The 26,270-nt window shown below is 61.8% G+C and carries 22 protein-coding genes; 8 read left to right on the plus strand and 14 right to left on the minus strand.

Annotated features, from left to right (window positions below; genetic code table 11):
- Positions 1-96: 96 nt before the first annotated feature.
- The 8 genes from EGJ27_RS19605 to EGJ27_RS19640 all read right to left on the minus strand — a co-directional run bounded on the left by EGJ27_RS19605 (position 97) and on the right by EGJ27_RS19640 (position 9,613).
- Entirely contained in the window at positions 97-1,041 is a 945-nt protein-coding gene (locus EGJ27_RS19605) for a carbohydrate kinase (protein ID WP_125832391.1), read from the minus strand.
- A 27-nt stretch (positions 1,042-1,068) separates the two neighbouring features.
- Positions 1,069-2,556, minus strand: coding sequence for a xylulokinase (gene xylB / locus EGJ27_RS19610; RefSeq protein ID WP_125832442.1), 1,488 nt, complete (start codon positions 2,554-2,556; stop codon positions 1,069-1,071).
- Positions 2,557-2,587: 31 nt separating this feature from the next.
- Positions 2,588-4,069, minus strand: coding sequence for a mannitol dehydrogenase family protein (locus tag EGJ27_RS19615; RefSeq protein WP_125832392.1), 1,482 nt, complete (start codon positions 4,067-4,069; stop codon positions 2,588-2,590).
- Between the two features lie 20 nt (positions 4,070-4,089).
- Positions 4,090-5,193: an ABC transporter ATP-binding protein gene (locus tag EGJ27_RS19620; protein WP_125832393.1), complete on the minus strand. Its 1,104-nt coding sequence runs from the start codon at positions 5,191-5,193 to the stop codon at positions 4,090-4,092.
- A 99-nt stretch (positions 5,194-5,292) separates the two neighbouring features.
- The gene (locus EGJ27_RS19625; RefSeq protein WP_125832394.1) at positions 5,293-6,126 is read right to left on the minus strand and encodes a carbohydrate ABC transporter permease; all 834 of its coding nucleotides are present in this window, start codon (positions 6,124-6,126) and stop codon (positions 5,293-5,295) included.
- Between the two features lie 10 nt (positions 6,127-6,136).
- Entirely contained in the window at positions 6,137-7,069 is a 933-nt protein-coding gene (locus EGJ27_RS19630) for a carbohydrate ABC transporter permease (protein WP_125832395.1), read from the minus strand.
- 75 nt (positions 7,070-7,144) lie between these two features.
- Complete coding sequence (locus EGJ27_RS19635) at positions 7,145-8,467, minus strand: sugar ABC transporter substrate-binding protein (protein ID WP_125832396.1); 1,323 nt, start codon at positions 8,465-8,467, stop codon at positions 7,145-7,147.
- A gap of 240 nt (positions 8,468-8,707) precedes the next feature.
- Entirely contained in the window at positions 8,708-9,613 is a 906-nt protein-coding gene (locus EGJ27_RS19640) for an AraC family transcriptional regulator (RefSeq protein WP_125832397.1), read from the minus strand.
- A 75-nt stretch (positions 9,614-9,688) separates the two neighbouring features.
- On the opposite strand from EGJ27_RS19640, the gene cobF reads away from it, so the two are divergent.
- The gene (gene cobF / locus EGJ27_RS19645; protein ID WP_125832398.1) at positions 9,689-10,447 is read left to right on the plus strand and encodes a precorrin-6A synthase (deacetylating); all 759 of its coding nucleotides are present in this window, start codon (positions 9,689-9,691) and stop codon (positions 10,445-10,447) included.
- 60 nt (positions 10,448-10,507) lie between these two features.
- Here the strand turns inward: cobF and EGJ27_RS19650 are convergent, their stop codons facing one another.
- Positions 10,508-11,779: a glycosyltransferase gene (locus EGJ27_RS19650; protein WP_256672888.1), complete on the minus strand. Its 1,272-nt coding sequence runs from the start codon at positions 11,777-11,779 to the stop codon at positions 10,508-10,510.
- A gap of 46 nt (positions 11,780-11,825) precedes the next feature.
- Positions 11,826-12,185 carry a response regulator gene (locus EGJ27_RS19655; protein WP_125832399.1) on the minus strand — a complete coding sequence of 120 codons (360 nt, stop codon included), beginning with the start codon at positions 12,183-12,185 and terminating at the stop codon, positions 11,826-11,828.
- A 348-nt stretch (positions 12,186-12,533) separates the two neighbouring features.
- On the opposite strand from EGJ27_RS19655, the gene EGJ27_RS19660 reads away from it, so the two are divergent.
- The 5 genes from EGJ27_RS19660 (at position 12,534) to EGJ27_RS19680 (ending at position 19,181) form a co-directional block, all read left to right on the plus strand.
- Positions 12,534-16,049 (plus strand): response regulator, encoded by a 3,516-nt coding sequence (locus EGJ27_RS19660; RefSeq protein WP_125832400.1) that lies wholly within the window; start codon positions 12,534-12,536, stop codon positions 16,047-16,049.
- Between the two features lie 48 nt (positions 16,050-16,097).
- Complete coding sequence (locus tag EGJ27_RS19665) at positions 16,098-16,919, plus strand: protein-glutamate O-methyltransferase CheR (protein WP_125832401.1); 822 nt, start codon at positions 16,098-16,100, stop codon at positions 16,917-16,919.
- Positions 16,916-17,530, plus strand: a complete 615-nt coding sequence (locus tag EGJ27_RS19670; RefSeq protein ID WP_125832402.1) for a chemotaxis protein CheB — start codon at positions 16,916-16,918, stop codon at positions 17,528-17,530. The genes EGJ27_RS19665 and EGJ27_RS19670 overlap by 4 nt, the downstream gene beginning before the upstream one ends.
- Positions 17,524-18,705, plus strand: coding sequence for a hybrid sensor histidine kinase/response regulator (locus EGJ27_RS19675; RefSeq protein WP_125832403.1), 1,182 nt, complete (start codon positions 17,524-17,526; stop codon positions 18,703-18,705). Before EGJ27_RS19670 ends, EGJ27_RS19675 begins: the two co-directional genes overlap by 7 nt.
- 98 nt (positions 18,706-18,803) lie before the next feature.
- Positions 18,804-19,181 (plus strand): response regulator, encoded by a 378-nt coding sequence (locus EGJ27_RS19680; protein WP_125832404.1) that lies wholly within the window; start codon positions 18,804-18,806, stop codon positions 19,179-19,181.
- Positions 19,182-19,203: 22 nt separating this feature from the next.
- On the opposite strand, the gene EGJ27_RS19685 is transcribed toward EGJ27_RS19680, so the two are convergent.
- Both EGJ27_RS19685 and EGJ27_RS19690 read right to left on the minus strand, forming a co-directional pair.
- Positions 19,204-21,219 (minus strand): response regulator, encoded by a 2,016-nt coding sequence (locus EGJ27_RS19685; RefSeq protein WP_371920874.1) that lies wholly within the window; start codon positions 21,217-21,219, stop codon positions 19,204-19,206.
- 14 nt (positions 21,220-21,233) lie between these two features.
- Positions 21,234-22,718 (minus strand): ATPase domain-containing protein, encoded by a 1,485-nt coding sequence (locus EGJ27_RS19690; RefSeq protein ID WP_125832406.1) that lies wholly within the window; start codon positions 22,716-22,718, stop codon positions 21,234-21,236.
- 205 nt (positions 22,719-22,923) lie between these two features.
- Here EGJ27_RS19690 and EGJ27_RS19695 point away from each other — a divergent pair, with 205 nt between their 5' ends.
- Entirely contained in the window at positions 22,924-23,736 is an 813-nt protein-coding gene (locus tag EGJ27_RS19695) for a crotonase/enoyl-CoA hydratase family protein (protein WP_125832407.1), read from the plus strand.
- A gap of 38 nt (positions 23,737-23,774) precedes the next feature.
- Positions 23,775-24,623 (plus strand): NAD(+) diphosphatase, encoded by an 849-nt coding sequence (nudC, locus tag EGJ27_RS19700; RefSeq protein ID WP_125832408.1) that lies wholly within the window; start codon positions 23,775-23,777, stop codon positions 24,621-24,623.
- Here the strand turns inward: nudC and EGJ27_RS19705 are convergent.
- Together EGJ27_RS19705 and EGJ27_RS19710 are read right to left on the minus strand one after the other, a co-directional pair.
- Positions 24,579-25,358: a TSUP family transporter gene (locus EGJ27_RS19705; protein ID WP_125832409.1), complete on the minus strand. Its 780-nt coding sequence runs from the start codon at positions 25,356-25,358 to the stop codon at positions 24,579-24,581. The two genes, nudC and EGJ27_RS19705, sit on opposite strands and share 45 nt — an antisense overlap.
- A gap of 120 nt (positions 25,359-25,478) precedes the next feature.
- Entirely contained in the window at positions 25,479-26,246 is a 768-nt protein-coding gene (locus tag EGJ27_RS19710) for an SDR family oxidoreductase (RefSeq protein WP_125832410.1), read from the minus strand.
- Between the last annotated feature and the right edge of the window lie 24 nt (positions 26,247-26,270).

Genomic DNA, 26,270 nt, shown 5'->3' on the forward strand with positions numbered 1-26,270 from the left:
TTGTGCTGGGACCGCAGGAGCGAGCTTGCTCGCAAAGAGGCCAATAGGGCCGCCCAAGTGCGTTGCCTGGAAGTCAGTCTTCCCGAGCACTCGCTCCTACATTGATGTCAGCTCATGGCGATAGGGCAGGTCCGGGCCGACTCTGGTACAGGTCAGCGCGGCCGCTTCGGCGGCGAAGTGCAGCATCTGGTCGAGGGATTCTCGGGACATCGCGGCCAGTTCTTGCGGGGTGTCCAGCTGACGCTCGCTCAGGAAAGTCAGCAATGCCGCCTGGAAGGTATCCCCGGCACCGACGGTATCGGCGGTTTGCACGGCCCGCGCCGGTATCGACCAGTGGCCGTGGTGGCGGGTAAAAATGCTGGCGCCCTGGGTGCCGCGAGTGACCACCACCAGTTCAGTGCGTTTGCCCAACCAACCCTTGGCGATCTGTTGCGGGTCCACATCGGGGTAAAGCAGATGCAGGTCCTCATCGCTGACCTTGATCAGATGCGCATGCTCGGCAAATGCCGCAACCTGGCTGCGCCAGCGTTGAATGTCCGGCGCCGGGTTAAGCCGCACGTTCGGGTCCAGGCTGATCAAGCGCTGCCGGCTTTCCCTGGCCACCAACGCCAGCAGCGTGTCGGCAATCGGCTGCACCACCAGCGAGAACGATCCCACGTGAATTCCGCGCACCGAGGCATCCAGCTGCGGCAGGTGTTCGAGGCGCAGTTGCCGATCCGCACAGCCATCGCCGCGAAAACTGTAGCTGGGCGAACCGTCGGCGGCCACGGCGACCATCGCCAGCGTCGTCGGCGCATCGAAGTCGATCAGGTAGTCGGGCGTGACCTGCTCCTGATCCAGCACCGCCCGCAACCGGCGGCCCAGATAATCGCTGGACAGCCCGGCGAAGAATGCCGAATCGACCCCCAGCCGCCGCAGGCCGATTGCTACATTGAACGGCGAACCGCCGGCGATGGCGTCCAGGCCCAGCGTGTTGAGAGAACCGCCGTTGTCGGGGCGGGTGAAGATATCGAACAGGGCTTCGCCGCAGACGAGAAACATACAGGCTCCATGAAAATAGGGGGCAGATCAGGGCAACAGCGCCTGCACCTGCTCGCGATACCGTTGATAGACGTCCCGATAGGCCGCAACGTTCTCGGCAATGGGGCGTGTTTCGCTGTCAGGCTCAAGCCGGACACACCGCTCGCACAGGGCCTGCAGGTCGAGCCGGCCGCCGTGCCCGCCCGACCAGCACCAGGCAGCCTGGATAGCGGCGCCCAGAGCCGCCGCTTCGGCATAGCGTGGGCAGACCACCGGCGTGTCCATGATGTCGGCGACGATCTGGCGCCAGATCGCGCTTTTCGAGCCGCCGCCGATCAGCCGAATGCTCTGGCTTTCAATGCCGCTGGCCCGCAGCAGATCCAGCCCGTAGCGCAGGCCGAAGGTCGTGCCTTCCACCGCAGCCCGGCACAGATTGGCCCCGGTCAGGTTGCTGCTGTCCAGGCCCAGGATGCTGCCGGTGGCGTGGGGCAGTGCAGGTACTCGTTCGCCGTTGAGGAACGGCAGCATCAGCACGCCTTCGGCACCTATGGGCGCCCCGGACAGCGCCCGGTTGAAACCTGCGATATCCAGCGCCAGCAGCTCGCGGATCGTGGCGGTGACATTGGTCAGGTTCATGGTGCAGATCAAAGGCAGCCAGCCGCCCGACGACGAACAGAAAGCCGCCACCGAGGCATGTTCGCTGACCTGCGGCTGGTCGGCGTAGGCGTAGACCGTGCCTGATGAGCCCAGGCTCATGGTGATCGACCCCGGCTGGATATTGCCTGTGCCGATGGCGCCCATCATGTTGTCACCGCCGCCGCTGGACACTCGTGCATCGGGATTGAGGCCCAACAGACTGGCGACCTCGGGCCGAATGCAACCCACGGCTTCATCGGCCTGGAGCAACTCGGGCAGCGCCCGGCCGAGTCGTCCGTCGGCGTCGATATGTTCCAGCAGCGCCAGGTCCCATTGCCGGGTGCGTACGTTGAAATAGCCGGTGCCGGACGCATCACCAGGCTCCGTGCAGCAGCGTCCGGTCAGCCAGTAGTTCAGGTAATCGTGAGGCAGCAAAATCTTGTCGATACGCTCGAACAGGTGCGGATGCTGCTCCTTGGTCCATAGCAGTTTCGAAACGGTATACCCCGGTGCGATGGCCACGCCCAGCCGCTCCAGCGAGCCGCGTTCACCGCCCAGATGCTCCAGCAGGCGCTGGTTTTCAGGCGTGGTTTCGGTGTCGCACCAGAGTTTGGCCGGGCGCAGCACCTGGCCTTGATCATCCAGCAGGACCAGGCCGTGCTGCTGGCCGGACACACCGATACCGGCGATGTCCTGCCCGGAAACGCCGGCCATGGCCAGGGCTGCGCGGGTGGCGTGTTCAAGGGCGGCGATCCATTCGCCCACGTCCTGCTCGCGGCGCCCGTGGTGGTCGCTGATCAGGGTGTGGGGCGCCGAGCCTTCGCCCAATACCTGTCCGCGTTCGGCGTCCAGAACGATGGCCTTGGTGCCTTGGGTACCGCAATCGATACCCAGGAACAGGGCGGACGAGTTCGCAGAACTCATAAGCACCTCAAAGGCTTTTCGCCAACAGTTTTTCCAGCGTGCCGCTCACGCCCAGCTCCCGCAGGTTGTTCAGGTTCTGCTCGAACGCCGCCACAAACTCTGCCGACCTTGGAATCGCCAGACCGAAGATTTCCTCGACTTCCAGCAGGCGCTGGGTGATCAGCACGTCGTCGGCCACCAGCGCCTGGCAGAAGTCGGCGCGCGGGTCGGGGATCCGGTAAGTGGTGCCGGTTTCGTCCACGCCCTTGAGGTACAGCGCCCAGGCCGCCACGACCAGCGACGCGCGCTCCAGATTGCCCTGGTCCACGATCAGGCGGTTGATGGTCGGTACGGTGAATTTCGGGAATTTCGACGAGCCGTCCGAACACACCCGCTCCAGTTGGTCGGCAATCGCCTGATTGGAGAACCGCTCGATCAGTGTGTCCTTGTAGCCTTCCAGATCGATGCCGGGCACCGAGGCCAGTTGCGGCGTGACGTCCAGGTCCATGTAAGCGCGGATGTAAGCCACAAACAGCGGATCGTTCATGGTTTCGTGGACGTAGCGATAACCTTTGAGAAAACCCAGATACGTCAGCGCCAGGTGGCTGCCGTTGAGCAGCTTGATTTTCATCTCTTCGTAAGGCGTCACGTCGTCGGTGAACTGCACGCCGACCTGTTCCCAGGCAGGGCGGCCGCTGACGAACTTGTCTTCCAGCACCCACTGCACGAACGGCTCGCAGACCACCGGCCAGGCATCGTCGATGTTTTTCTCGTCGGCCAGCTTCAGGCGGTGGGCGGCGCTGGTCATGGGGGTGATGCGGTCGACCATGGCGTTGGGGAAGCTGACGTTAGCGTCGATCCAGTCGTGCAGGTCGGCGTCCAGCAGCGCGGCGAAGGCCAGCAGTGCTTTACGCGTCACTGCGCCGTTATGCGGCAGGTTATCGCAGGACATCAGGGTGAACGCCGGCGTGCCCTCGGCACGGCGCCGGGCAAGCGCCGCACACAGGAAGCCGAACACCGTGGTCGGCCGGTCCGGATGGGCCAGATCGTGCTGAATCTGCGGCAGGTGCGCCATGAACTGGCCGTTGCTGTCGTCGATGCAGTAGCCGCCTTCGGTGATGGTCAGCGAGACGATGCGGATCTCGGGGCTGGCGAGCTTGTCGATCAGCGCCTGGGGATCGTCTTCGGCCAGCAGCATGCCGCTGATCGAGGCGATGATGCGGGTTTCGGTGTCCGGCGTATCACCCAGCTCGAAGAGCGTGTAGAGGTAATCCTGGCCGGCCAGCGCGTCCCGCACGTTGCGGTCTTCGGGGCGCAGGCCGATGCCGCAGATGCTCCAGTCCAGGCCTTGCCCGGTGTTCATCAGCGCATCGGTATAGAACGCCTGATGCGCCCGGTGAAATCCGCCGACGCCGATATGGGCGATGCCCTGGCGGGTTTCGGTCGGGGAGTACGCGGGCAGGGCGATGTCCGACCTCAGGTTCGCGAGATTCTGTTTGTCGAGTTTCATGAAACGGTTCTCCGAAATGCTCAGGCGGCGACCTGCAAGGCTTTGGCGATCACCAGGCCCTGGGCGTCGAACAAATGACAATGGGCGCTATCGAGGTGCAGATTGAGGGTCTCGCCGTACTGGCTGGCAAGGTCGCCGCGAATCCGCATGGTCAAGGCTTCGCCGGAGCGGGTGCGCACATGGCAATAGGTGTCGCTGCCCAGCCGCTCGCTGACATCGGCCACCACCTGCATCTGGCAATCACCGCTCTGGGCGATGTTCAGGTGCTCGGGGCGTATTCCAAGGGTGACGGCGTCGCCGACGCTCAGGGTGGCACTGCTCACCGGCAGGTGGATGCGTGTCCCGGCGTCCAGCTCGACCTCACAGCCCTGGATGTCGATACGGCTGACCCTGCCCTTGAGAAAGCCCATTTTCGGCGTTCCCAGGAAGCCGGCGACGAACAGGTTGGCCGGGTGGTGGTACAGATCCAGCGGCGAGCCGACCTGCTCGACCTTGCCGCCATTGAGCACCACTACCTTGTCGGCCAGGGTCATGGCTTCGACCTGGTCGTGAGTCACGTAGATCATCGTCGCCTGCAGCTCCTTGTGCAGGCGCGACAATTCCAGGCGAGTCTGGACGCGCAGTGCGGCGTCGAGGTTGGAGAGCGGTTCGTCGAACAGGAAGATCTTCGGATTGCGCACGATGGCCCGGCCGATCGCCACCCGCTGGCGCTGGCCGCCGGACAGTTGCTTGGGCTTGCGCTCCAGCAATGGCCCCAGTTCCAGGATGCGCGCCGCTTCATCGACCTTTTTCTTGATCTCGGCCTTGTTGCCACCGGCCAGGTCCAGGGCGAAAGACAGGTTCTTGCCGACGGTCATGTGCGGATACAGGGCGTAGGTTTGGAACACCATGGCCAGGTCGCGCTTGGCCGGCGTCACCTGGGTGATGTCGCGGCCATCGAGTTCGATGGTGCCGGAGGTGACTTCTTCAAGGCCGGCGATCAGCCGCAGCAAGGTTGATTTGCCGCAACCCGACGGGCCGACGAAGACCACGAACTCGCGGTCCTTCACTTCCAGGTCGATGCCTTTGATGATCTGGTGGCCGTCGAAGCCTTTTTGCAGATTTCTGATTGTCAGGTTAGCCATATCGGGCTCCAGTTTTTGTTCTTGGATTCTGTGTGACTCGTAGGTGGGAGCGGACCGGGCGGCGGTCCGCTCCCACAAGGTCAGCTCCCGCCGTGTGCTTTACTTCACCGCCCCGAACGACAGGCCGCGCACCAGTTGTTTCTGGCTGATCCAGCCAAAGATCAGGATCGGGGCGCAGGCCAGGGTCGAGACCGCCGACAGCTTGGCCCAGAACAGACCCTCGGGGCTGGAGTAAGAGGCGATCAGCGCCGTCAGGGGTGCGGCACCCGACGAGGTCAGGTTCAGCGACCAGAACGCTTCGTTCCAGCACAGGATCAGCGACAGCAGTGCCGTGGACGCCAGTCCGCCCTTGCAGATCGGCATCAGCACGCGAAAGATTTCCTGGCGCGTGCTGGCGCCGTCCAGCCGTGAGGCTTCGAGGATTTCGCCGGGAATGTCCTTGAAGTAGGTGTAAATCATCCACACCACGATCGGCAGGTTGATCAGCGTGTAGATGATGATCAGCGCCAGGCGCGTATCCAGCAGGCCGAAGGTCTTGGCCAGCAGGTAGATCGGCATCAGCACGCCCACCGGCGGCAGCATCTTGGTCGACAGCATCCACAGCAGCGTGCTCTTGGTGCGCTTGGTCTCGAAGAACGCCATGGAGTAGGCCGCGGGGATCGCCACCAGCATGCACAGGATCGTGGCACTGAAGGAAATCACCACCGAGTTCCAGGCGAAGTGGAAGTAGTCGCTGCGCTCCTGGATGTGCAGGTAGTTTTCCAGCGTCGGTGTGAAGAACAGCTGCGGGGGTGTGGCGAAGGCGTCGATCTCGGTCTTGAAGCTGGTCAGCACCATCCAGAAGATCGGAAAGAAGATCAGCGCCGCCACCAGCCACGACAGGGTGCCGAGCAGCACGCTCTGTACGCGGCGGGATTGCTTGAGGGTCATCATGGCCGGGTCCTCAGGACTTGTCGGTGAGGTTTTTGCCGATCATCCGGATCAGGATGATGGCCGCGATGTTGGCAATGACCACGGCGATCAGACCGCCCGCCGAGGCCATGCCCACGTCGAACTGCAATAGCGCCTGGATGTAGATCAGGTACGCCAGGTTGGTCGAGGCAAAACCCGGCCCGCCGTTGGTGGTGGTGAAGATTTCCGCGAATACCGACAGCAGGAAAATGGTCTCGATCATCACCACCACGGCGATGGGCCGGGCCAGGTGCGGCAGGGTCAGGTGCCAGAAGATCGCGATGGGACCGGCACCGTCCAGGCGCGCGGCTTCTTTCTGTTCCTGATCCAGCGACTGCATGGCAGTCATCAGGATCAGGATGGCGAACGGCAGCCACTGCCAGGACACGATGATAATGATCGACAGCATCGGGTAATGGGCGAACCAGTCGATGGGTTCGGCGCCGAAGAACTTCCACACCGCCGCCAGTACGCCGGATACAGGGTGGAAAATCAGGTTCTTCCAGATCAGCGCGCTGACCGTCGGCATGATGAAGAACGGCGAAATCAGCAGCACGCGCACGATGCCGCGGCCGAAGAACTCGCTGGCTTCCAGCAGCGCTGAAATCAGTACGCCGAGAATCACACTGATCGCCAGCACGCTGCCGACCAGCAGCAGGGTGTTGCCGGCACCGGGCAAAAAGCCGGTGTCAGTGACGAAATACTCGAAGTTTTCCAGGCCGACGAATTCGTTTTCGCCGGGTGACAGCAGGTTGTAACGGATCAGCGAGAAATAGATGGTCATGCCCAGCGGCACGATCATCCAGATCAGCAGCAACGCCACCGAGGGGCTGACCAGAAACCAGCCGGGTTTAAGGCGACGGCCGACCGTCGATTCAGGCTCGTCGGAAGCATCGGTGCGGGTGGGAAGGGCAGAGGTTTTCATGTGGAGCTCCAGACCTGGTTACGGCGATGCACGGGAGGACGGGACGCCGCAGCGACCCGCCCTGTGTCCTGAGCGTTACTTCTTCGCGTAGCCCGCTCGTTTCATGTCGCGCTCGGTGGCGGTCTGCGCCGCACGCAGGGCATCTTCCACCTTGGTCTGGCCGATCAGCGCCGCCGAGAACTGTTGCCCGACACTGGTGCCGATGGCCTGGAACTCGGGGATGGTCACCAGTTGAATGCCGACATAGGGAACCGGCTTGAGGGTTGGCGACTTGGGCGTCACGGCCTTGAGCGACTCCAGAGTGATGTTGGCAAACGGCGCAGCCTGCTTGTATGCGTCGCTGTAGGTCGACGCGCGGGTGCCCGGCGGCACGTTCGACACGCCGTCTTTCTCGGCGACCAGGGAGGCGTATTCCTTGGAAGTCGCCCATTGCGTGAAGGTCGCGGCATCCTTGCTGTTCTTGGCGCTGGTGGGGATCGCCAGCGACCAGGAATACAGCCACGACGAGCCTTTGTCGGTCACTTCAGTCGGCGCATAGGTGAAGCCCACGCTGTCGGCGACCTTGCTCTGGGATTTGTCGGTGACGAACGAGCCGGCGACGCTGGCATCGACCCAGATCGCGCACTTGCCGCTGTTGAACAGGGCGAGGTTTTCGTTGAAACCGTTGCTCGACGCGCCCGGCGGGCCGGACTGCTTCATGGTGTTGACGTAGAAATTGAGCGCGTTCTTCCATTCCGGCTGGTCGAACTGCGGCTTCCATTGTTCGTCGAACCAGCGGGCGCCGTAGGCGTTGGCCAGGGTGGTGATCAGCGCCATGTTCTCGCCCCAGCCGGCCTTGCCGCGCAGGCAGATGCCGTACTGTTCCTTGGACTTGTCGGTGAGTTTGCCGGCGTATTCGGCGATCTGTGTCCAGGTCGGACGTTCCGGCATGGTCAGGCCGGCTTTCTGGAACAGGTCCTTGCGGTAGTACGTGATCGACGCTTCGGCGTAGAACGGCAGGGCGAACAGTTTGCCATCCACCGACAGGCCGTCACGTACCGACGGGAATACGTCGTCCAGTTCGTAGGAAGCAGGCAGGTCTTTCATTTCCTGCAACCAACCCTTGGCGCCCCACAGTGATGCTTCGTACATGCCGATGGTCAGCACGTCGAACTGGCCGCCCTTGGTGGCAATATCGGTGGTCAGGCGCTGGCGCAGCACGTTCTCTTCAAGCACTACCCAGTTGAGCTTGATGTCGGGATTCTTTTCCTCGAAAGTCTTGGAGAGGCGCTGCATACGGATCATGTCGCTGTTGTTGACCGTGGCGATGGTCACGGTGCCGGCCGTGGCGGTGGCGCTGGCCAGGAAACAGGTGCTGAGGACGGAACTTGCGAGCAGAAGTCTTGCTGGGGTCTTCATTGATCACTCCTCTTCCATGCCCAATGAGCGATAGAAGGTTGGTTATTGTTTTTGTCTCTTCCGGAGGCGAGGAAGATGTGGGCTGATTACACCGGCCTTCAGGCGTATTGACAAATCCTGCACTGCACTCCAACTGATACTTTCTTGCACTGGCCCTGGACCGGGCCATGTCCGCAAACGACCCTGCGACAGGCTTCGGCGCTGTTTCAGCGTAGACGATACGGCTGGCTGCAGGACGAATCAGTACAGGTTTTGCTCGGTCAGACGCTGGACGGCCAGGCGCCGATAATGCGAAGGGGTCATGCCTTTGAGCTGCTGAAAACGCCGGTTGAAGTTGGAAATGTTGCTGAAACCGGACTCGAAACACACATCGGTAACCGGCTTGTTGCCGTCTGCCAGCAGCTCGCAGGACTTGCTGATCCGCAAGCGGTTGACGAATTCCACGAAACACCGGCCGGTGGCCTGCTTGAACACCCGGGAGAAATACGTGGGTTTCATGCCCAGGTAATCGGCGACTTCCTCCAGCGGCAATTCACGGCTGTAGTTGGCGAAGATATAGTCCACCGCCCGGTTGGTACGGTCGACGCTCTGCTCATCGGCCAGCTGCGGCGCTGCGGTGGCGGACAGCAGATGGAAGTCGTCGCTGGTCGCCAGCAGTTCCAGCAGGATCAGAAAATGCCCCAGGCGAGTGATGCCGCTGGAGTCGGCGATTTTCTGCATCAGCTTCATGGCCTGGCGAATGGTGCGTTTGCAACGGAACTCGATACCGTACTGGGCGCGCTCCAGCAGCGGCGCGAGGGTCTTGAGTTCAGCGAAGACCTGATTGCCGCTTTCGAACAATTCGTCGGTGAAGTTGACCAGCATGTCGCGCTTGTCCACCACCTCGTTTTCCTCAAGCTGGCTGATCCAGTTATGCGGCAGGTTGGGGCCGGTGAGGAACAGGCTTTCGGGGTAGAAATTGCCGATATAGTCGCCCACGAAAACCTTGCCCGAACTGGCCACGATCAGGTGCAGTTCGTATTCCTTGTGGAAGTGCCAGCGCACCAGCGGGCAGGGGAAACCGTGCTCGCGGTAAATGATCGACAACCCGTTGTGGTCGTCCATCAGCTCATAGGAAGGGTCGGTGACTTTTGTTGTTTTAATCATCGTATGGCCGTTTCGAAGAGTGCCAGTGGGCTAATGTGCCTTACTTCTCATACCCGTGCCCAGAGAGTATGTCCGATGAAACAGATCCTGCTGATCGGTATTGGTGCCGGCGACCCGGAACAAATAACGGTACAGGCCATCAAGGCACTGAACCGCACCCAGGTGTTTTTCGTGCTCGACAAGGGGCCGGATGCCGATGACCTGCGCCGTTGGCGCGAGGACCTCTGTCGGCGCTATATCGACCATCAGGATTACCGTTGGGTCGAGATTCGCGACCCGCAGCGTGACGCGCAGGCACCGGTCTACGCCCAGGGCGTGGAAGACTGGCATGACCAGCGTTCACGGTTGTACGAGCAGTTGATCGACGAGCACGTCGGCCCGGAGGAAACCGGCGCGTTGCTGGTCTGGGGCGACCCGTCGCTGTACGACGGTACGCTGCGGATTCTGCAGAGAATCCTGGCGCGGGGCAGGGCGGTGTTCGATTATCAGGTGATTCCCGGCATCAGCAGTGTCCAGGCGCTGGCGGCGCGGCACCGCATTTCTCTCAATCGCATCGGCGAGCCGGTGCGCATCAGCCCGGCCCGAAGGCTGGCGCAGTGCCCGGTGGCAGAGCTGCAGAACGAGGTGGTGATGCTCGATGCGCACTGCACCTTCGAGCGGTTCCTCGGCCAGGGTCTGGAGATTTACTGGGGCGCCTACCTGGGAACCCCGGACGAAATCCTGCTGGCCGGCAAGCTCGATGAGCTCTGCGAACAGATCAAACATCGCCGGCAGCAAGCCCGGCTGGCCAAAGGCTGGATCATGGACACCTATCTGCTGCGCAAGCCTGTCTAGGCTCGGCAGGCATCCCGGCCTGTTCGCGGGCAGGCTCGCGCCTGCCCGGTTAGCGCTGTTTCAATCCTTGCGGTTCTTGGCCTCGATCCACTGCGCCATGTACTTGGTGCTCTTGAGGTGGTGGTGGCGCAGCATGGTGCCGGTGAAGTTGCCGAGTCGGTGCCCGGGCAGATCCCGGCGCACCTGCTCGATGCGTTCGATCAGGCTGGCGCAGTGCCGTTCATGGCGATAGCGAGCGTTGAGCAGGGCGAGGCCGTTTGCCTGGGCCTGGTTCCACAGGGCCGGGTCCTGATAAAGCCGCACCGCCGACTCGGCGATCTGTGCCGCAGTGGAGCCGATCAAGCCGGGCCACGGCTGACCTGGCTCGTTCATCGCCTCGGCACCGATCGGCGTGGTGACCGACGGTGTACCGCAGAGCATCGCGTCGATCAGCTTGCCCTTGATTCCCGCTCCGAAGCGCACCGGCGCCAGGCACACGCGGGCGGCGGCCATCACCGCCAGCGCATCCTCGGCCCAGTTCAATACGTGAAAGCCCTGCGCCGCGTTATGCAGCGCGGTGGCCTTGGGCGGGGTGTAGGCGCCGTAGACATGAAACTGCGCGCCGGGCAGTTGCTGACGGATCAGCGGCCAGACGGCGGTCTTCATCCAGAGCACCGCATCCCAGTTGGGCGCATGGCGGAAATTGCCGATGGTCAGGAAGTGCTCGCGCTGATGGTACGGCGCGACCTGCTCGGGGAGGGTGTCGAGCATCAACGGACACCAATGCAGGATCGACGCCGGCAGGCCGAACAGCCCGGTCAGCAGGTCGATCTCTACATCGGAGGTCATCAGATTCAGGTCGCAGCGGTACAGTGCGGCGATCTCCCGCTGCGCCAGATCGCCAGGGGCCATTGCGCTGAACAGTGCATGACCATCCAGCGCAAAAAGCTCATCCAGATCAGCGTCTTGGGGCGTATTGCTCAGGTGATTTTTGAGAAGCTGATGGCGGGCATGCCGCAGGCTTTGCAGGTCGGATGTTTCAAGAATTCGCACGGCCGACGGGCAGTACTGTTCGACCCTCCAGCCAAACTGTTCCTCGATCATGAACTGGTCGAAGAGCACCACGTCCGGTTGCAGGTCGCTGATGAACGCGTCGAAGCTGCTGCTGTTGAGTTCGATGCGTACTTCATCGATGCCCAGCCCGGCCAGATCGGCCTTGTGCTCGCCCTCGGTGGCGGGGCTGGCGAAGGTAACCTGCCAGTCCTGCTCGAGGAAACACCGAATCAATTGCATCACGTGGCCGCTGGCCGCCGATGAGCGGGGTTCGGGCCACACGTAGCCGATGATCAGCAGGCGTGTGGCCGGGCGCGGCGTCTGGCCGGGGTGTTGCGGGTCAGGCTTAACCAAGAATGCTTTTAACCTTGTCACGAAGAGCGTCGATGGAAAACGGCTTGCCGATCGAGTACATGCCGTCGGGCACGTCGATGTTCTCCGAATAGCCGCTGGCAAACAACACCGGCAGTTGCGGGCGCAGTTCGCGTACCTGGCCGGCCAGCTCGGTGCCTTTCATGTCCGGCAGGCCCTGATCGGTCATCATCAGATCAATGGTGGTGTCCGGCGCCCGGACGAATGCCAGGGCCTGAGCGGCGTCGGCGGCCTCGAGCACCTGGTATTCCAGCTCTTCGAGCACATCCACGATCAGCATGCGCACGATATTGTCGTCTTCAACCACCAGGATGGTACTGGCTGCTTCAGGCATGGTTGATTTCCTCTCACTCAAAATAAATAACGGCTGCTCGACGAAGCCGCGCAGGCACTGCAAATCGGTGCGCATCCTGTCGCGGTCATTGGCCGTGGCTGATGCCGGTCGCCGATTTTCTGTAGGGGTCCTGCATCAGTAAATGAAACATGCCCGGAAGTTCCATTTCTCCAGCGCCACGCCGCTGTGGGCGAGTCGACAAGGTATCGGCGGGTGGCAGATCACGAATGGGCGGTGCTTATCGCCTATTTATGTGTGAAATTTCAACATGCTAAGTAGGAAATCGAAGTCTTTTTCATCGATTTACGGCAAACTCCTTGGTTTTGATCATCCCGCCAAGGACTTTTCATGAATCGGACGTCTGTTGTCGATGAAAAACGCTTCCGTAAACTGCTCGGGCGTAACGTCGGTTTACCGCTAGGTGTCGGTGTGTTGAGCGCGGTATTTTTCATTCTGCTGATCACCTATCTGCTGTCCGTGATCCAGTGGGTCGAACACACCGACCGCGTGATCAATAACACCAATCGCGCGATGAAGTTGTCCATCGACATGGAAACCGGTATGCGCGGTTACCTGCTGACCGGCGACCAGCATTTTCTCGATCCTTACGAAATTGCCAAGCCGGTGCTGATGGCCGAGCTGGCGGGCATCAAGGAGCTGGTGGCCGACAACACCACTCAGCTGGATCGTTTCAGACGCCTGCTCACTTTGCAGGAAGAGTGGAACCGCTTCGCCCAGGAGATGATCGAGCTGCGCCGCAGCAACGGCGACTACATGAGTTCCGTGCAGAGCGGGCGCGGCAAGCGCATCACCGATGAAATCCGTCTGCACTACGACCAGGCCGTGGAGATGGAGCAGCAGCTGCGGCTCAACCGCAACGCCGAAGTCACCCGCACGACCATTACCTCGGTCACGCTGTACCTGATTTTCGTCCTGGTGGTCAGCGGCATCCTGGCCTACATCGGCCGCAGGGATTTGCTGTCTTTGTCGGACACCTACAGCGAAAACATGAAGCAACAGGACCTCAATGCCGAGCGCCTGCAAAAGGTCGCCTGGCTGCGCAACGGCCAGACCGAACTCGCCGCCCAGGTGCTGGGCCAGTTGACGCTCAATATGCTGGGCCGCAACACCTTGCAGTTCCTCGCCAGCCATCTGGGGGCGGTGGTGGCCGCGCTCTATGTTCGCCAGGAACACGGCAGCCTGGTGCGGGTGGCGTCCTACGGGTTCTCGCGGGAACAGGAACAGCAGGAACAGACGATTTTCAGCGACGAGGGCATCGTCGGCCAGGCTGCCCAGCAGGATCGCCTGATCACGCTGGAAGATGTGCCGGTCGATTACTTCAAGGTCGCCTCGGGCCTGGGCGATGGCTCGCCACGCACGGTGGTGGTCGTGCCTACCAGCAATGACGATCTGGTCAACGGCGTGATCGAACTGGGTTTCCTGCGCCCGCTCAGCGAGCGCGACCTGGAATTCCTCGAGCTGATTTCCGACAACGTCGGTACGTCCATCGACGCGGCCCGCTATCGCCAGCGTTTGCAGGAAGTGCTCACCGAAACCCAGCAGCTCAACGAAGAGTTGCAGGTTCAGCAGGAAGAGCTGCGCACCGCGAACGAAGAACTGGAAGAACAGTCGCGAATCCTCAAGGAATCGCAGGTCAATCTGGAAACCCAGCAGGCCGAACTGGAGCAGACCAACGAACAATTGGCCGAGCAGAGCCAGGCCCTGGCCGATCAGCGCGACGCGCTGGACCGCAACAACGAAGAACTGAGCATCGCTCAGGTTGAGCTGCAGGCCCGTGCCGATGAGCTGCAGCGCTCCAGCAAATACAAGTCCGAATTCCTCGCCAACATGTCCCACGAGCTGCGCACCCCGCTCAACAGCTCGTTGATTCTCGCCAAACTGCTGGCCGAAAACCCGACCGACAACCTCACCGGCGAGCAGGTCAAGTTTGCCGAGTCGATCTATTCGGCAGGCAACGACCTGCTGAACCTGATCAACGACATTCTGGATATCTCCAAGGTCGAAGCCGGCAAGCTGGAAGTGCGCCCGGAAACCAGCAGCGTTTCGCGTCTGGTGGAGGGCCTGCGCAGCATGTTCCAGCCGCTGGCGGCCGAGAAGCGCCTGGAGTTCGGCGTCGAGCTGCAACCCGGCGCGCCGACCCTGCTGCACACCGACCGCCAGCGCCTGGAGCAGATCCTCAAGAACCTGCTGTCCAACGCCATCAAGTTCACCGAAACCGGGTCGGTCAGCATGATCGTTTCGCGGCAGCCGGGCGCGGGCATCGCGTTCACCGTGCGCGACTCGGGTATCGGCATTGCCGAAGAACACCAGCAAAGCATCTTCGAGGCGTTCCGTCAGGCCGACGGCACCACCAATCGCCGCTATGGCGGCACCGGCCTGGGGCTGTCTATTTCCCGCGATCTGGCGGCTTTGCTGGGCGGCTCGATCAGCGTCACCAGCGCGCCCGGCCAGGGCAGCATCTTCACTCTGGTTCTGCCTGAAACCTACGTCGAACAGGGCGAATCCGGCGCCGAGCCGGTCCCGACCCCGCCGCCGGCCGTGGTTGCCACCGCCATTCGGGTGCCGGTCGCCGTCGTGCCGGCGCCGGTGGTGCACGAAGCACCGCGCAGTGAAACGCAGCCGTCCGTCGCCGACGACCGCGACCAGCCGGTGTCCGGCAAGCGCCGCATCCTGGTCATCGAGGACGATATCGCGTTCGCCGGCATTCTCTACGACCTGGCCCACGAACTGGGTTACCAGTGCCTGGTGGCGCACGCCGCTGACGAAGGCTTCAACCTGGCGGCGCAGTTCACCCCCGACGCGATCCTGCTGGACATGCGCCTGCCGGACCATTCCGGGTTGACCGTGCTGCAGCGCCTCAAGGAACTGGCGGTGACCCGGCATATCCCGGTCCACGTGATTTCCGTCGAAGACCGCCAGGAAGCCGCGATGCACATGGGCGCCATCGGTTACGCCGTGAAGCCCACGACCCGCGAGGAACTCAAGGACGTGTTCGCCAAGCTGGAAGCCAAGCTGACCCAGAAGGTCAAGCGCATCCTGCTGGTGGAGGACGACGCCCTGCAGCGTGACAGCATCGCGCGGCTGATCGGCGACGACGACATCGAGATTACCGCCGTGGGCCTGGCCCAGGAAGGTCTCGACCTGCTGCGCGACAACGTTTACGACTGCATGATCATCGACCTCAAGCTGCCGGACATGCACGGCGACGAGCTGCTCAAGCGCATGTCCACCGAAGAGATCTGCGCGTTCCCGCCCGTGATCGTCTACACCGGGCGCAACATGACCCGCGATGAAGAAACCGAGCTGATGAAATATTCACGCTCAATCATCATCAAGGGTGCGCGCTCGCCGGAACGCCTGCTCGACGAAGTCACGCTGTTCCTGCACAAGGTCGAATCGCAGCTCTCCAACGAACGGCAGAAGATGCTCAAGACGGCCCGCAGCCGCGACAAGGTGTTCGAGGCGCGCAAGATCTTGGTGGTGGATGACGATGTGCGCAACATCTTCGCCCTGACCAGTGCTCTGGAACACAAGGGCGCGGTGGTGGAAATTGCCCGCAACGGCCTGGAAGCCATCGCCCGGCTCAACGAGATCCCGGATATCGACCTGGTGCTGATGGACGTGATGATGCCGGAGATGGACGGTTATGAAGCGACCGCCGAGATCCGCAAGGACCCGCGCTGGCGCAAGCTGCCGATCATCGCGGTGACGGCCAAGGCCATGAAGGACGATCAGGAGCGCTGCCTGCAGGCCGGCTCCAACGATTACCTGGCCAAGCCGATCGATCTGGACCGGCTGTTTTCATTGATACGCGTCTGGCTGCCAAAAATGGAACGTATTTGAACCCTCGCGGCCAAAGCCAGCATCTTTTGCTCAACTTCAGGGTCCTGCATGCACGTGGATCGAAACGCTGACATCGAGTTGCGGCTGTTGATTGAGGCGATCTACCTCAAATACAGCTACGACTTCCGCGATTATTCAGGCGCGTCGATCAAACGACGCGTCTCGCATGCTCTGCGCCAGTTCGATTGCAGCACCATCTCCGCCTTGCAGGAGCGGGTGCTGCACGATCCGGCCATGTTCATGCAGCTGCTGCAATTGCTCACCATCCCGGTCAGCGAAATGTTCCGCGACCCGACACACTTTCGTGCGATTCGCGAAGAAGTGGTGCCGCTGCTGCGCACCTATCCGTCGATCAAGATCTGGATCGCCGGCTGCAGCACGGGCGAAGAGGTGTATTCCATGGCCATCCTGCTGCGTGAGGAAGGTCTGCTGGAACGCACTATCATCTATGCCACCGATATCAATCCCACCTCGCTGGAAAAAGCCAAGCAGGGAATTTTCTCCATGGAGAACGTGCGGGCGTATCACCACAATTACCTGGCCGCGGGCGGGCAGCGGGACTTTTCCGACTACTACACCTCGGCCTATGAGTACGCGATCTTCGACAGGACGCTGCGGGACAACGTGACCTTCGCCGATCACAGCCTGGCGACCGACAGTGTGTTTTCCGAAACCCAGTTCATTTCCTGCCGCAATGTGCTGATCTATTTCAACAAGAAGTTGCAGAACCGCGCCTTCGGCCTGTTTCACGACTCCCTGTGCCACCGTGGCTTCCTGGCGCTGGGCAGCAAGGAAACGCTGGATTTTTCGGCCTATAGCGGCGCGTTCGAAACCCTGGTCAAGCCTGAACGGATCTACCGTAAATCATGAGGACATCTTTCAGTCCGGAATCGTCTGCACAGCCGCTGCCCAGGGTCGAGGCGATCGTTGTCGGTGCATCGGCCGGCGGCGTGGAAGCGCTGTTGAAGATCTTCAGCGCCATCAGGATCGGGTTCCGGTTGCCGATCATTACCGTTCTGCATCTGCCTGACGATCACCGCAGCCAGTTGGCCCACGTGTTCGGCAGTCGGCTGCGCATGCCGGTGAAGGAGGGCAACGACAAGGAAAGCATCGAGCCGGGCACCTTGTACTTCGCGCCGGCCGGTTACCATCTGTCGGTGGAGAACGACCGCAGCTTTTCCCTGAGCCAGGAAGACCGGGTGTTTTACTCGCGGCCCAGCATCGACATTCTGTTCGCCTCCGCCGCCGATGCCTACGGGCCGGCGCTGGCCGGGGTGTTGCTGACCGGCGCCAACAACGATGGAGCGCAAGGACTGGCGCAGATCAAGACCTACGGCGGTTTTACCGTGATCCAGGATCCGACCCAGGCTCAGGCGCGCACCATGCCCGAAGCCGCGCTGGCACTGCATTCACCGGACTACCTTCTGCCTTTGAACGATATAGGCCAATTGCTGGTCGAGCTGGAACGAATCGCATGCTAAATGACATCCAGGCAAAACTGCTGATCGTCGATGATCTGCCGGAAAACCTGCTGGCCCTCGAAGCGCTGATCAAGCGCGAAGATCGCACGGTGTTCAAGGCGCTGTCGGCCGATGAGGCCTTGTCGTTGCTGTTGCAGCACGAATTCGCGCTGGCCATTCTCGATGTGCAGATGCCCGGCATGGACGGCTTCCAGTTGGCCGAACTGATGCGCAGCACCGAAAAGACCAAGAGCATCCCCATCGTCTTCGTCAGCGCGGCGGGGCGCGAACTGAACTATGCGTTCAAGGGCTATGAAAGCGGTGCGGTGGATTTTCTGCACAAGCCGCTGGATATCCATGCGGTCAAGAGTAAGGTCAATGTCTTTGTCGACCTGTACCGCCAGCGCAAGGCGGTCAAGTTGCAGGTCGAGGCACTGGAGCGCAGCCGCCGCGAACAGGAAGTTCTGCTGAACCGCCTGCAGGCGACCCAGGCCGAGTTGGAACATGCGGTGCGTATGCGCGACGACTTCATGTCCATCGTTTCCCACGAAGTGCGTACGCCGCTCAATGGCCTGATTCTGGAAACCCAGCTGCGCAAGCTGCATCTGGCCAAGAACAATACCGCCGCGTTCACCATGGACAAGCTGCACGCCATGGTCGAACGGGACGAACGGCAGATCCAGAGCCTTATCCGCTTGATCGAAGACATGCTCGACGTCTCGCGCATCCGCACCGGCAAGCTGTCGATCCGCACCAATCCGTTCGATCTCAGTGAACTGGTCCGTCAGTTGCTGGAAAACTACGCGGCGCAGATCGCAGCGGCCGAGTCTTCCATTTCCCTGTCGGCCGACGAGCCGGTGATCGGCGTGTGGGACGAATTCCGCATCGAGCAGGTGGTGTCCAATCTGCTTACCAATGCGCTGCGCTACGGCGCACACAAGCCGATCAGTGTGCGCGTCTATGCCGAGACCGGCCGGGCCTGCGTCGAGGTCACGGACCAGGGCATCGGCATCACGCCGGAGAACCAGAAGCGCATTTTCCAGCAGTTCGAGCGAGTGTCCGCCAACCATGTGGCGGCCGGCCTGGGCTTGGGCTTGTTCATCTCCGAGCAGATCGTGCTGGCCCACGGCGGCCGCATCGAGGTGGAAAGCGAGGTTGGAAACGGCTCGACGTTCAGGGTCTGCCTGCCGTTGTAAGACAAACCTACAAGGTTTGTGGATTTATCGGATAATACGCGCAACCTACGATGCGGGTCGTGGTCGTATTGGCAGCTATTTAGATCAAAGGCAGTTCAATGAGTGCTGATGCAGAAAATGTCGTACTGATCGTCGAAGACGAGCCACTGATATTGATGTTGTTGTCCGACTACCTGTCGGGCGAAGGGTATCGGGTGTTGCAAGCCGAGAACGGTGAGCAGGCCTTCGAGATTCTGGCGACCAAACCCCATCTTGACCTGATGATCACCGACTACCGCCTGCCGGGCGGTATTTCCGGCGTGCAGATTGCCGAGCCCGCTGTCATGCTGCGGCCCGAGCTGAAAGTCATCTTCATCAGTGGCTATCCGGCGGAAATCGTCGAGTCGGGCAGCCCCATCGCCGCCAAGGCACCGATCCTGGCCAAGCCTTTCACCATGGAAACCCTGCATTCGCAGATCCAGGACCTGCTGGCCTGAGCCGGCGACACTGGCGCCGGCCTCAGACTTCTTCGATCATCTCCCGGACCTTGGCGGTCAGGTGATCGAAGGCAAAAGGTTTGGTGATCATCTGCATCCCGGTGTCGAGGAACCCTCCGCGAACGGTGGCGTGCTCGGCATAGCCGGTAATGAACAGCACCTTGAGTTCAGGGCGTAACTGGCGCGCGATTTCCGCCAGTTGGCGACCATTCATGCCGGGCAGCCCGACATCGCTGATCATCAGGTCGATACGCTGTTCCGACTCGAGCACCGGCATGGCGCTCAGCGCGTCTTCGGCCTGGATGAACAGATAACCCAGCTCGCTCAGCACTTCGCTGACCAGCGCCCGCACCGCCGGATCGTCCTCGACGATGAGCACCGTTTCGCCTTCCTTGGCCTGCAGCGCATTGCTCTGGAAATGCTCTTCGTCTTCGACCACGTCACCCTGGAAGCGCGGCAGGTACAGCTGAACCGTCGTGCCGCGACCCACTTCGCTCTGAATCGCCACATGACCGTGGGATTGCTTGCTGAAGCCGTAGATCATCGACAGGCCAAGGCCGGTGCCTTGACCGATGGGCTTGGTGGTAAAGAACGGGTCGAACGCGCGATTGATCACGCTTTCCGGCATGCCGCTGCCAGTGTCGCTGACGCTCAGCAGCACGTAGTCGCCGGGCAACAGGTTTTCATGGGCGTTGGTGAAACTGGTGTCCAGGCGCTGGTTGGAGGTTTCGACCAGCAACAGGCCGCCACCGGGCATGGCGTCGCGGGCGTTGAGCACCAGGTTGAGCAGGGCATTTTCCAGCTGATTGGAATCGGCGACTGCCGTCCACAGCTGGTCGGCCAGGTGCATTTCCAGCTTGATGTTTTCGTTGATGCTGCGCCGGATCAGCTCGCCCATCGCCGTGATCAGATGATTCATTTCCACCGGCTTGGAATCCAGCGACTGGCGGCGCGAAAACGCCAGCAGGCGGTGGGTGAGGGAGGCGGCACGGTTGGCCGAAGTCACGCCCAGGTCGATCAGGTTGTCCAGGTCTGCCGTGCGGCCCCGTGCCAGACGCCGCCGGATCAACTCCAGGCTGCCGATGATACCGGTCAGCATGTTGTTGAAGTCATGGGCGATACCGCCGGTGAGCTGGCCCACCGCTTCCATTTTCTGCGACTGGCGCAGCACCTCGTCCTTGTGCTGCAACTGCGAGGTTCGCTCTTCCACTTGCTGCTCAAGGGTTTCGTTGAGGCTGCGCAGTTGTGCCTCGGCCTGCTTGCGCTCGGTGATATCCGAGGTCACGCCGGCCAGCGCCAGGACTTTGCCGAACTTGCCGAGAATCGCCCGGGCACGCACGTCCACCCAGTTGAGCGAACCGTCGGGCCACACGTTACGGTACTCGATGACGTAATCGATGCCGGTGTCCAGGCTGCGCTGCAACGCCGACTGCATGCGCGGCTGGTCTTCCGGATACACCGCCGCAAGCCAGTCGTGATAGGCGAACGGCTCATGGTCTTCGCGGCCGTAATGGGATTTGCTGATGGCCGAGCATGACAGCTCCAGGGCGTCCGCTTCCAGCTGCCAGGAGCCCAGGCGACCGGCCTTGAGGGCGTTCTGCAGGCGGCGCTCGCCTTCGAGCAGGTCTTCCATGCGCGCACGGGCTTCGTACTGGCGCCTGCGACCGCGCACGGCGGTCGACACCAGGCTGACCAGCGTGACCGGGTGGAAGGGGCGTTCCAGAAAGGTCACGTTGCCCAGCAGGTTGGCCAGATGCGCAATGGGGGTCTGGTCGTTGCCGCCATGATGAGTCAACAGCACGATAGGCAGGTCCGACCACGCCGGCTGCGCGGCCAGATAACCCCGCAGTGGCTCGATGTCGCCGTTGCGCAGTGCCTCGACAGCGATGATCACCAGCCCTGCACCGGCGTCCAGCTCTTTTACCAGTTCGGACAGATCCGCCACGACGTGGCTGGGGTAGCCGGCCTCGTGCAGGATTCGCCCGGCGATCTGATTGTCACGCCCCATCGGCGTGAGGATGATCGCCCGTTCCGCCATCAAACCGCGACTGTTCACAGATCGTCATCCGACATCAGGGGTTTGCTTTCACCCTGATAACGGGGCACGCCGCTCAGCACGCCCTGGAACGCGGCCAGCGGTTCGCCGATTTTCAGGCCACCGGCGCTGATCCGGTATTCACGAATGGTCGGCTCGTGGGTGCCGCTGCGCTTCTTGATGACCGACATGGCGCGGCGCACCTCGCCCAGGGCTTCGAAATAGCGCAGCAGGATGACCGTGTCGGCCAGATAAGTGACGTCCACCGGTACGCTCATGTCCCCGACCAGCCCGTGCTGAGCCACGGTCATGAAGGTCGCAGCGCCGCTGCGGTTCAGGTACAGCAGCAGTTCGTGCATGTGCAGGATCAGCGCATTCTCTTCCGGCATCGCGGCCTGGTAACCGTTGACGCTGTCGATCACCAGGGTCTTGATCTGCAGCTCATCGACCGCATGGCGCACCCGATGAGCGAATTCGCCTGGCGACAGCTCGGCTGCGTCGACCTGCTCGATGAACAGGTCGCCGGTTTGCTGCAGCGCCTCCAGATCGATTCCGATCTTTTTCATCCGGTCGAACAGCAGACCGAGTTCTTCGTCGAAGATAAACAACCCGGCGCGTTCGCCACGGGCCACGGCCTGCGCGGCAAAGACGATCGCCATCAGCGACTTGCCGGTGCCGGATGGCCCCAGGATCAGTGTGCTGGAGCCGCCGTCGATGCCGCCGCCCAACAGGGCGTCCAGCTCGCGGATTCCGCTGCTGTGCTGGCCGCGCACATAATTGCCGCGATGTTCGGCGGCCACCAGGCGAGGGAAGACCCGAATGCCTCCTTCAACGATGGTGAAGTCATGGAAGCCGCCACGGTATTTCTGGCCGCGATACTTGAGGATTTTCAGGCGACGACGTTCCGCGCCGTAGTTGGGGGTCAGTTCTTCCAGGCGTATCACGCCGTGGGCCACGCTGTGCACGGTCTTGTCCAGCAACTCGGTCGTAAGGTCGTCGAGCAGCAGCACGGTTGCATCGTAGCGGCTGAAGTAATGCTTGATGGCCAGTATCTGGCGCCGGTAGCGCAACGAACTCTGCGCCAGCAGGCGAATTTCGGAAAGGCTGTCGATGACCACCCGCGACGGCTTGATCCGCTCGACGACTTCAAAAATCTGCCGAGTCGCTTCGCCCAGCTCCAGGTCAGAGGAGTAGAGCAGCGACTGGCTGTGCTCGGAGTTGAGCAAATGCTCAGGGGGCGTGAGCTCATAAATGGTGATCGAGTCGTCCAGCTCCCAGCCATGGGAGCGCGCGCCCTGACGTAATTCGCGGTCGGTTTCCGACAGCGTGATGTACAGCGACACCTCGCCCGCCTGCGCGCCGGCCTGCATGAACTGCAGCGCCACAGTGGTCTTCCCCGTACCCGGTTGCCCTTCGAGGAGAAATACGTGCCCGCGCGAAAGACCACCTGCCAGGATGTCGTCGAGGCCCGAAATGCCGGTTGCAGCTTTTGATGTATCCAAGTATTGCCCTCAAATGGCTTGGAGGTAGCACAGCTCTCAGTACTGGACCTCACAGGGTCTGGACGGTTCAGAGTTTCATGACAATGCAGAGGTCTTCGAGGACGCCAGGCATGTCCGGCTTTTGTCCCGATTGTCCGGTTCGCCGGCTTTCACCGGCTTGTTATAGTCCAGCGTTCCAGCCCGGCACCTGTCATAAGGAGATACCGTGTCCGACTATCAAGCGTTCCGCGTGGATGTTACCGATCATGTCGCTCAAGTGCGACTCAACCGTCCTGAAAAACTCAATGCCATGAGCGCGGAGTTTTGGACCGAGATCATCGAGGTATTCAAATGGATAGACCGCACCGACGATATTCGCGTGGTTGTACTGAGCGGTGAAGGCAAGCATTTTTCATCAGGTATCGATGTGGGCATGCTCGCGGCCGTGGCGAGCGACCTGGGCGAGGATGCCGGGCGCAATGCGCGGCGCCTGCGCCGGATAATCCAGGACATGCAGGCGTCCTTCACGGCGGTCGATCGCTGTCGCAAGCCGGTGCTCGCGGCCATCCATGGTTACTGCCTGGGTGGCGCCATCGACCTGATCGCGGCCTGCGACATGCGCTACGCGGCCGCCGATGCGCGCTTCTCCATCAAGGAAATCGACATGGGCATGGCTGCCGATGTCGGCACATTGCAACGTTTGCCGCGTATCATCGGCGACGGCATCCTGCGCGAGCTGGCGTACACCGGGCGCATGGTGGAAGTCGAGGAAGCACTGCGCATCGGCCTGGTGAACCGGACATTCAACGATCATCCGCAGTTGATAGCCGGCGTCCTGGAGATTGCCCGTGAAATTGCCGGTAAATCGCCGATCGCCATCGAGGGCACCAAGCAGATGATCGCCTACATGCGCGATCACCGGGTGGACGATGGTCTGGAGCAGGTTGCCATCTGGAACGCAGCCATGCTGCAATCGGCCGACCTCAAGATTGCGGTGACTGCACACATGAACAAGCAGAAACCGGTATTCGATAACTGAATGACACGTTTCACGCGTGCAGGCAAAGGAGCTTTTCCATGACACGCCCGGAGCGTTGGACGACCGCTGTACTCGACCCTCAGGTCAGCGGCGGTATGGCCGTGGTCTACAGCCAGCAGGGTTTCCTGCTGGACAGCCAGGGCGTGCTGTTTCCCCGGCACTGGCTCAAAGGCCTGGACCTGCCGGTGCAGAGCGAGCATGGCATCGGCCATTTCGATGGCGAGCCGGTCTACCTGCTGGTGCTGGACAGCCCGGGCTCGGTGGAGGGCTGCGTGTGGCAGGGCCTGCGCCAGTTCATGCTCGAAGGCGAATTCGTCGTGTTCGAGATGCTCGGCTACGCGGCGCAAATCAGCACCTGGGCGCGGGAACACCGGTTCTGCGGCGCCTGCGGCCGACCCACCGTGCAGATCGCCGGTGAGCGGGCGATGTATTGCGAGGTCGACAACCTGCGGTTCTATCCGCGGATTTCACCAAGCATGATCGTGCTCATCACCCGTGGCGACGAGATCCTGCTGGCCCGTTCGCCGCGCTTCGTGCCGGGCGTCTACAGCACGCTGGCCGGTTTTGCCGAGCCGGGGGAATCGGCCGAGGACTGCGTGCGCCGTGAGGTCATGGAAGAAGTCCAGGTGCGGCTGCGCAACCTCAAGTACATGGGCAGCCAGTGCTGGCCGTTTCCGCATTCGATGATGCTGGGCTTTCATGCCGAGTACGAAAGCGGCGAGATCGTGCCCCAGGCGGACGAAATCGAAGATGCGCGCTGGTTCCGCATCGATGACCTGCCGCCGCTACCGGCCAACCGCTCGATTGCCCGTTACCTGATCGAAAGCTATCTGGCGCAGCGCTCAGGCGCCCCCGAACCAGTGCTGCCAGGCCAGGCGCACGGTTAGGCCCAGCACCACGGTGATGAACACCGGGCGGATGAACCTGGCACCGCCCTTGATCGCAGTGCCGGCGCCGAAATAGGCGCCGAGCATCACCGCTACGCCCATGCTCAGACCGATGATGTAATCCACCTGACCGGAAAACATGAACACCGACAGCGCCATGGCGTTGCTGACGAAGTTCATGCTGCGCGCCACGCCGCTGGCCTTCACCAGATCCACCGGGTACAGCAACAGGGTGCTGACGGTCCAGAACGCGCCGGTGCCCGGCCCGGCCACGCCGTCGTAAAAGCCCAGGGTCAGGCCCTGAGGCAACTGCCATTTCTTCTTGATCGGTGCATTGCTGTCCAGCGGCGCTTTGGGCGTGCCGCCGAACAACAGATACAACCCGCAACCGAACACGATCACCGGCAGCATCTGGTTCAGCCACTCGGCGGGCAGGTAATGGGCAACCACCGCGCCGATCAGTGCGCCGACGGCGGTCCCCACCAACGCATGCACCCACTGGCGTGGATGGAACAGCTTGCGCCGGTAGAAGGTGTAGCCCGCCGTGGCCGAGCCGAAGGTGGAGCTGAGCTTGTTGGTGCCCAACACCATGTGCGGCGGCAGGCCGGCGGTCATCAGCGCCGGTGTGGTCAGCAGGCCGCCACCTCCGGCAATGGCGTCGATGAAACCGGCCACGAAGGCGACGACAGCGAGAATGGCAAGGGTGGTCAGGTCGACGCTCAATTCGAAAGGCATGGTCGGCAGGGCTTATCGGCTGAGGGGCAGAATGGCTGCCCGAAGGTCGCGCATTCTACCCTTGCGGGTATATTGCAGGAAGTTGCCAGGGCCCTACGGAGGTCGTATTGAAATACCGGATCAGGACAGAAAACCGCCATCCACATTCAGTGCAACCCCGGTGGTGTAACTGGATGCCGCGCTCGCCAGGTACAACACCGCACCGGCCATTTCGTCCGGTTCGGCCACGCGCTTGAGGGGGATCTGCGTCAGTGCCAGGTTGAGGATCGCCTCGTTCTTGACCAGCGCCGAGGCGAACCTGGTGTCGGTCAGGCCCGGCAGCAACGCGTTGCAGCGAATGCCGAAGCCGGCGCATTCCTTGGCGAACACTTTGGTCATGTTGACCACGGCCGCCTTGGTCATGGAGTACACGCCCTGGAACGCGCCCGGTGAAACGGCATTGATCGAGGCAACGTTGATGATGCTGCCGCCGCCGTTGTCGCGCATCAGCTTGCCGGCTTCCACCGACATGAAGAAATAACCACGGATATTCACATCGACGGTTTTCTGAAAAGCGCTCGGGTCGGTGTCCAGCACGTTGCAGAATTGCGGATTGGTCGCGGCGTTGTTGACCAGAATGTCCAGGCGCCCGAACTGCTGGCGGATCTGTTCGAAGGTGCTGACGATCTGCTCCGTCTCGCCGATATGGCAGGCCATTGCGGTGGCCTGGCCACCGTCGGCAATGATGGCGTCGGCCACATGCCGGCAGCTCTCGACCTTGCGGCTGGAAACGATCACATGGGCACCCTGCCGGGCGAGCAATCTGGCGATGGCTTCGCCGATGCCGCGGCTGGCGCCGGAAACCAGGGCGATCTTGCCGTCGAGGTCGAACAGTTCGGTCCGGGACATAGCGGTTCCTTACAGAGTTGGAGG

The sequence above is a fragment of the Pseudomonas sp. v388 genome, assembly GCF_003935425.1.
In the GTDB taxonomy this organism is placed as follows: domain Bacteria; phylum Pseudomonadota; class Gammaproteobacteria; order Pseudomonadales; family Pseudomonadaceae; genus Aquipseudomonas.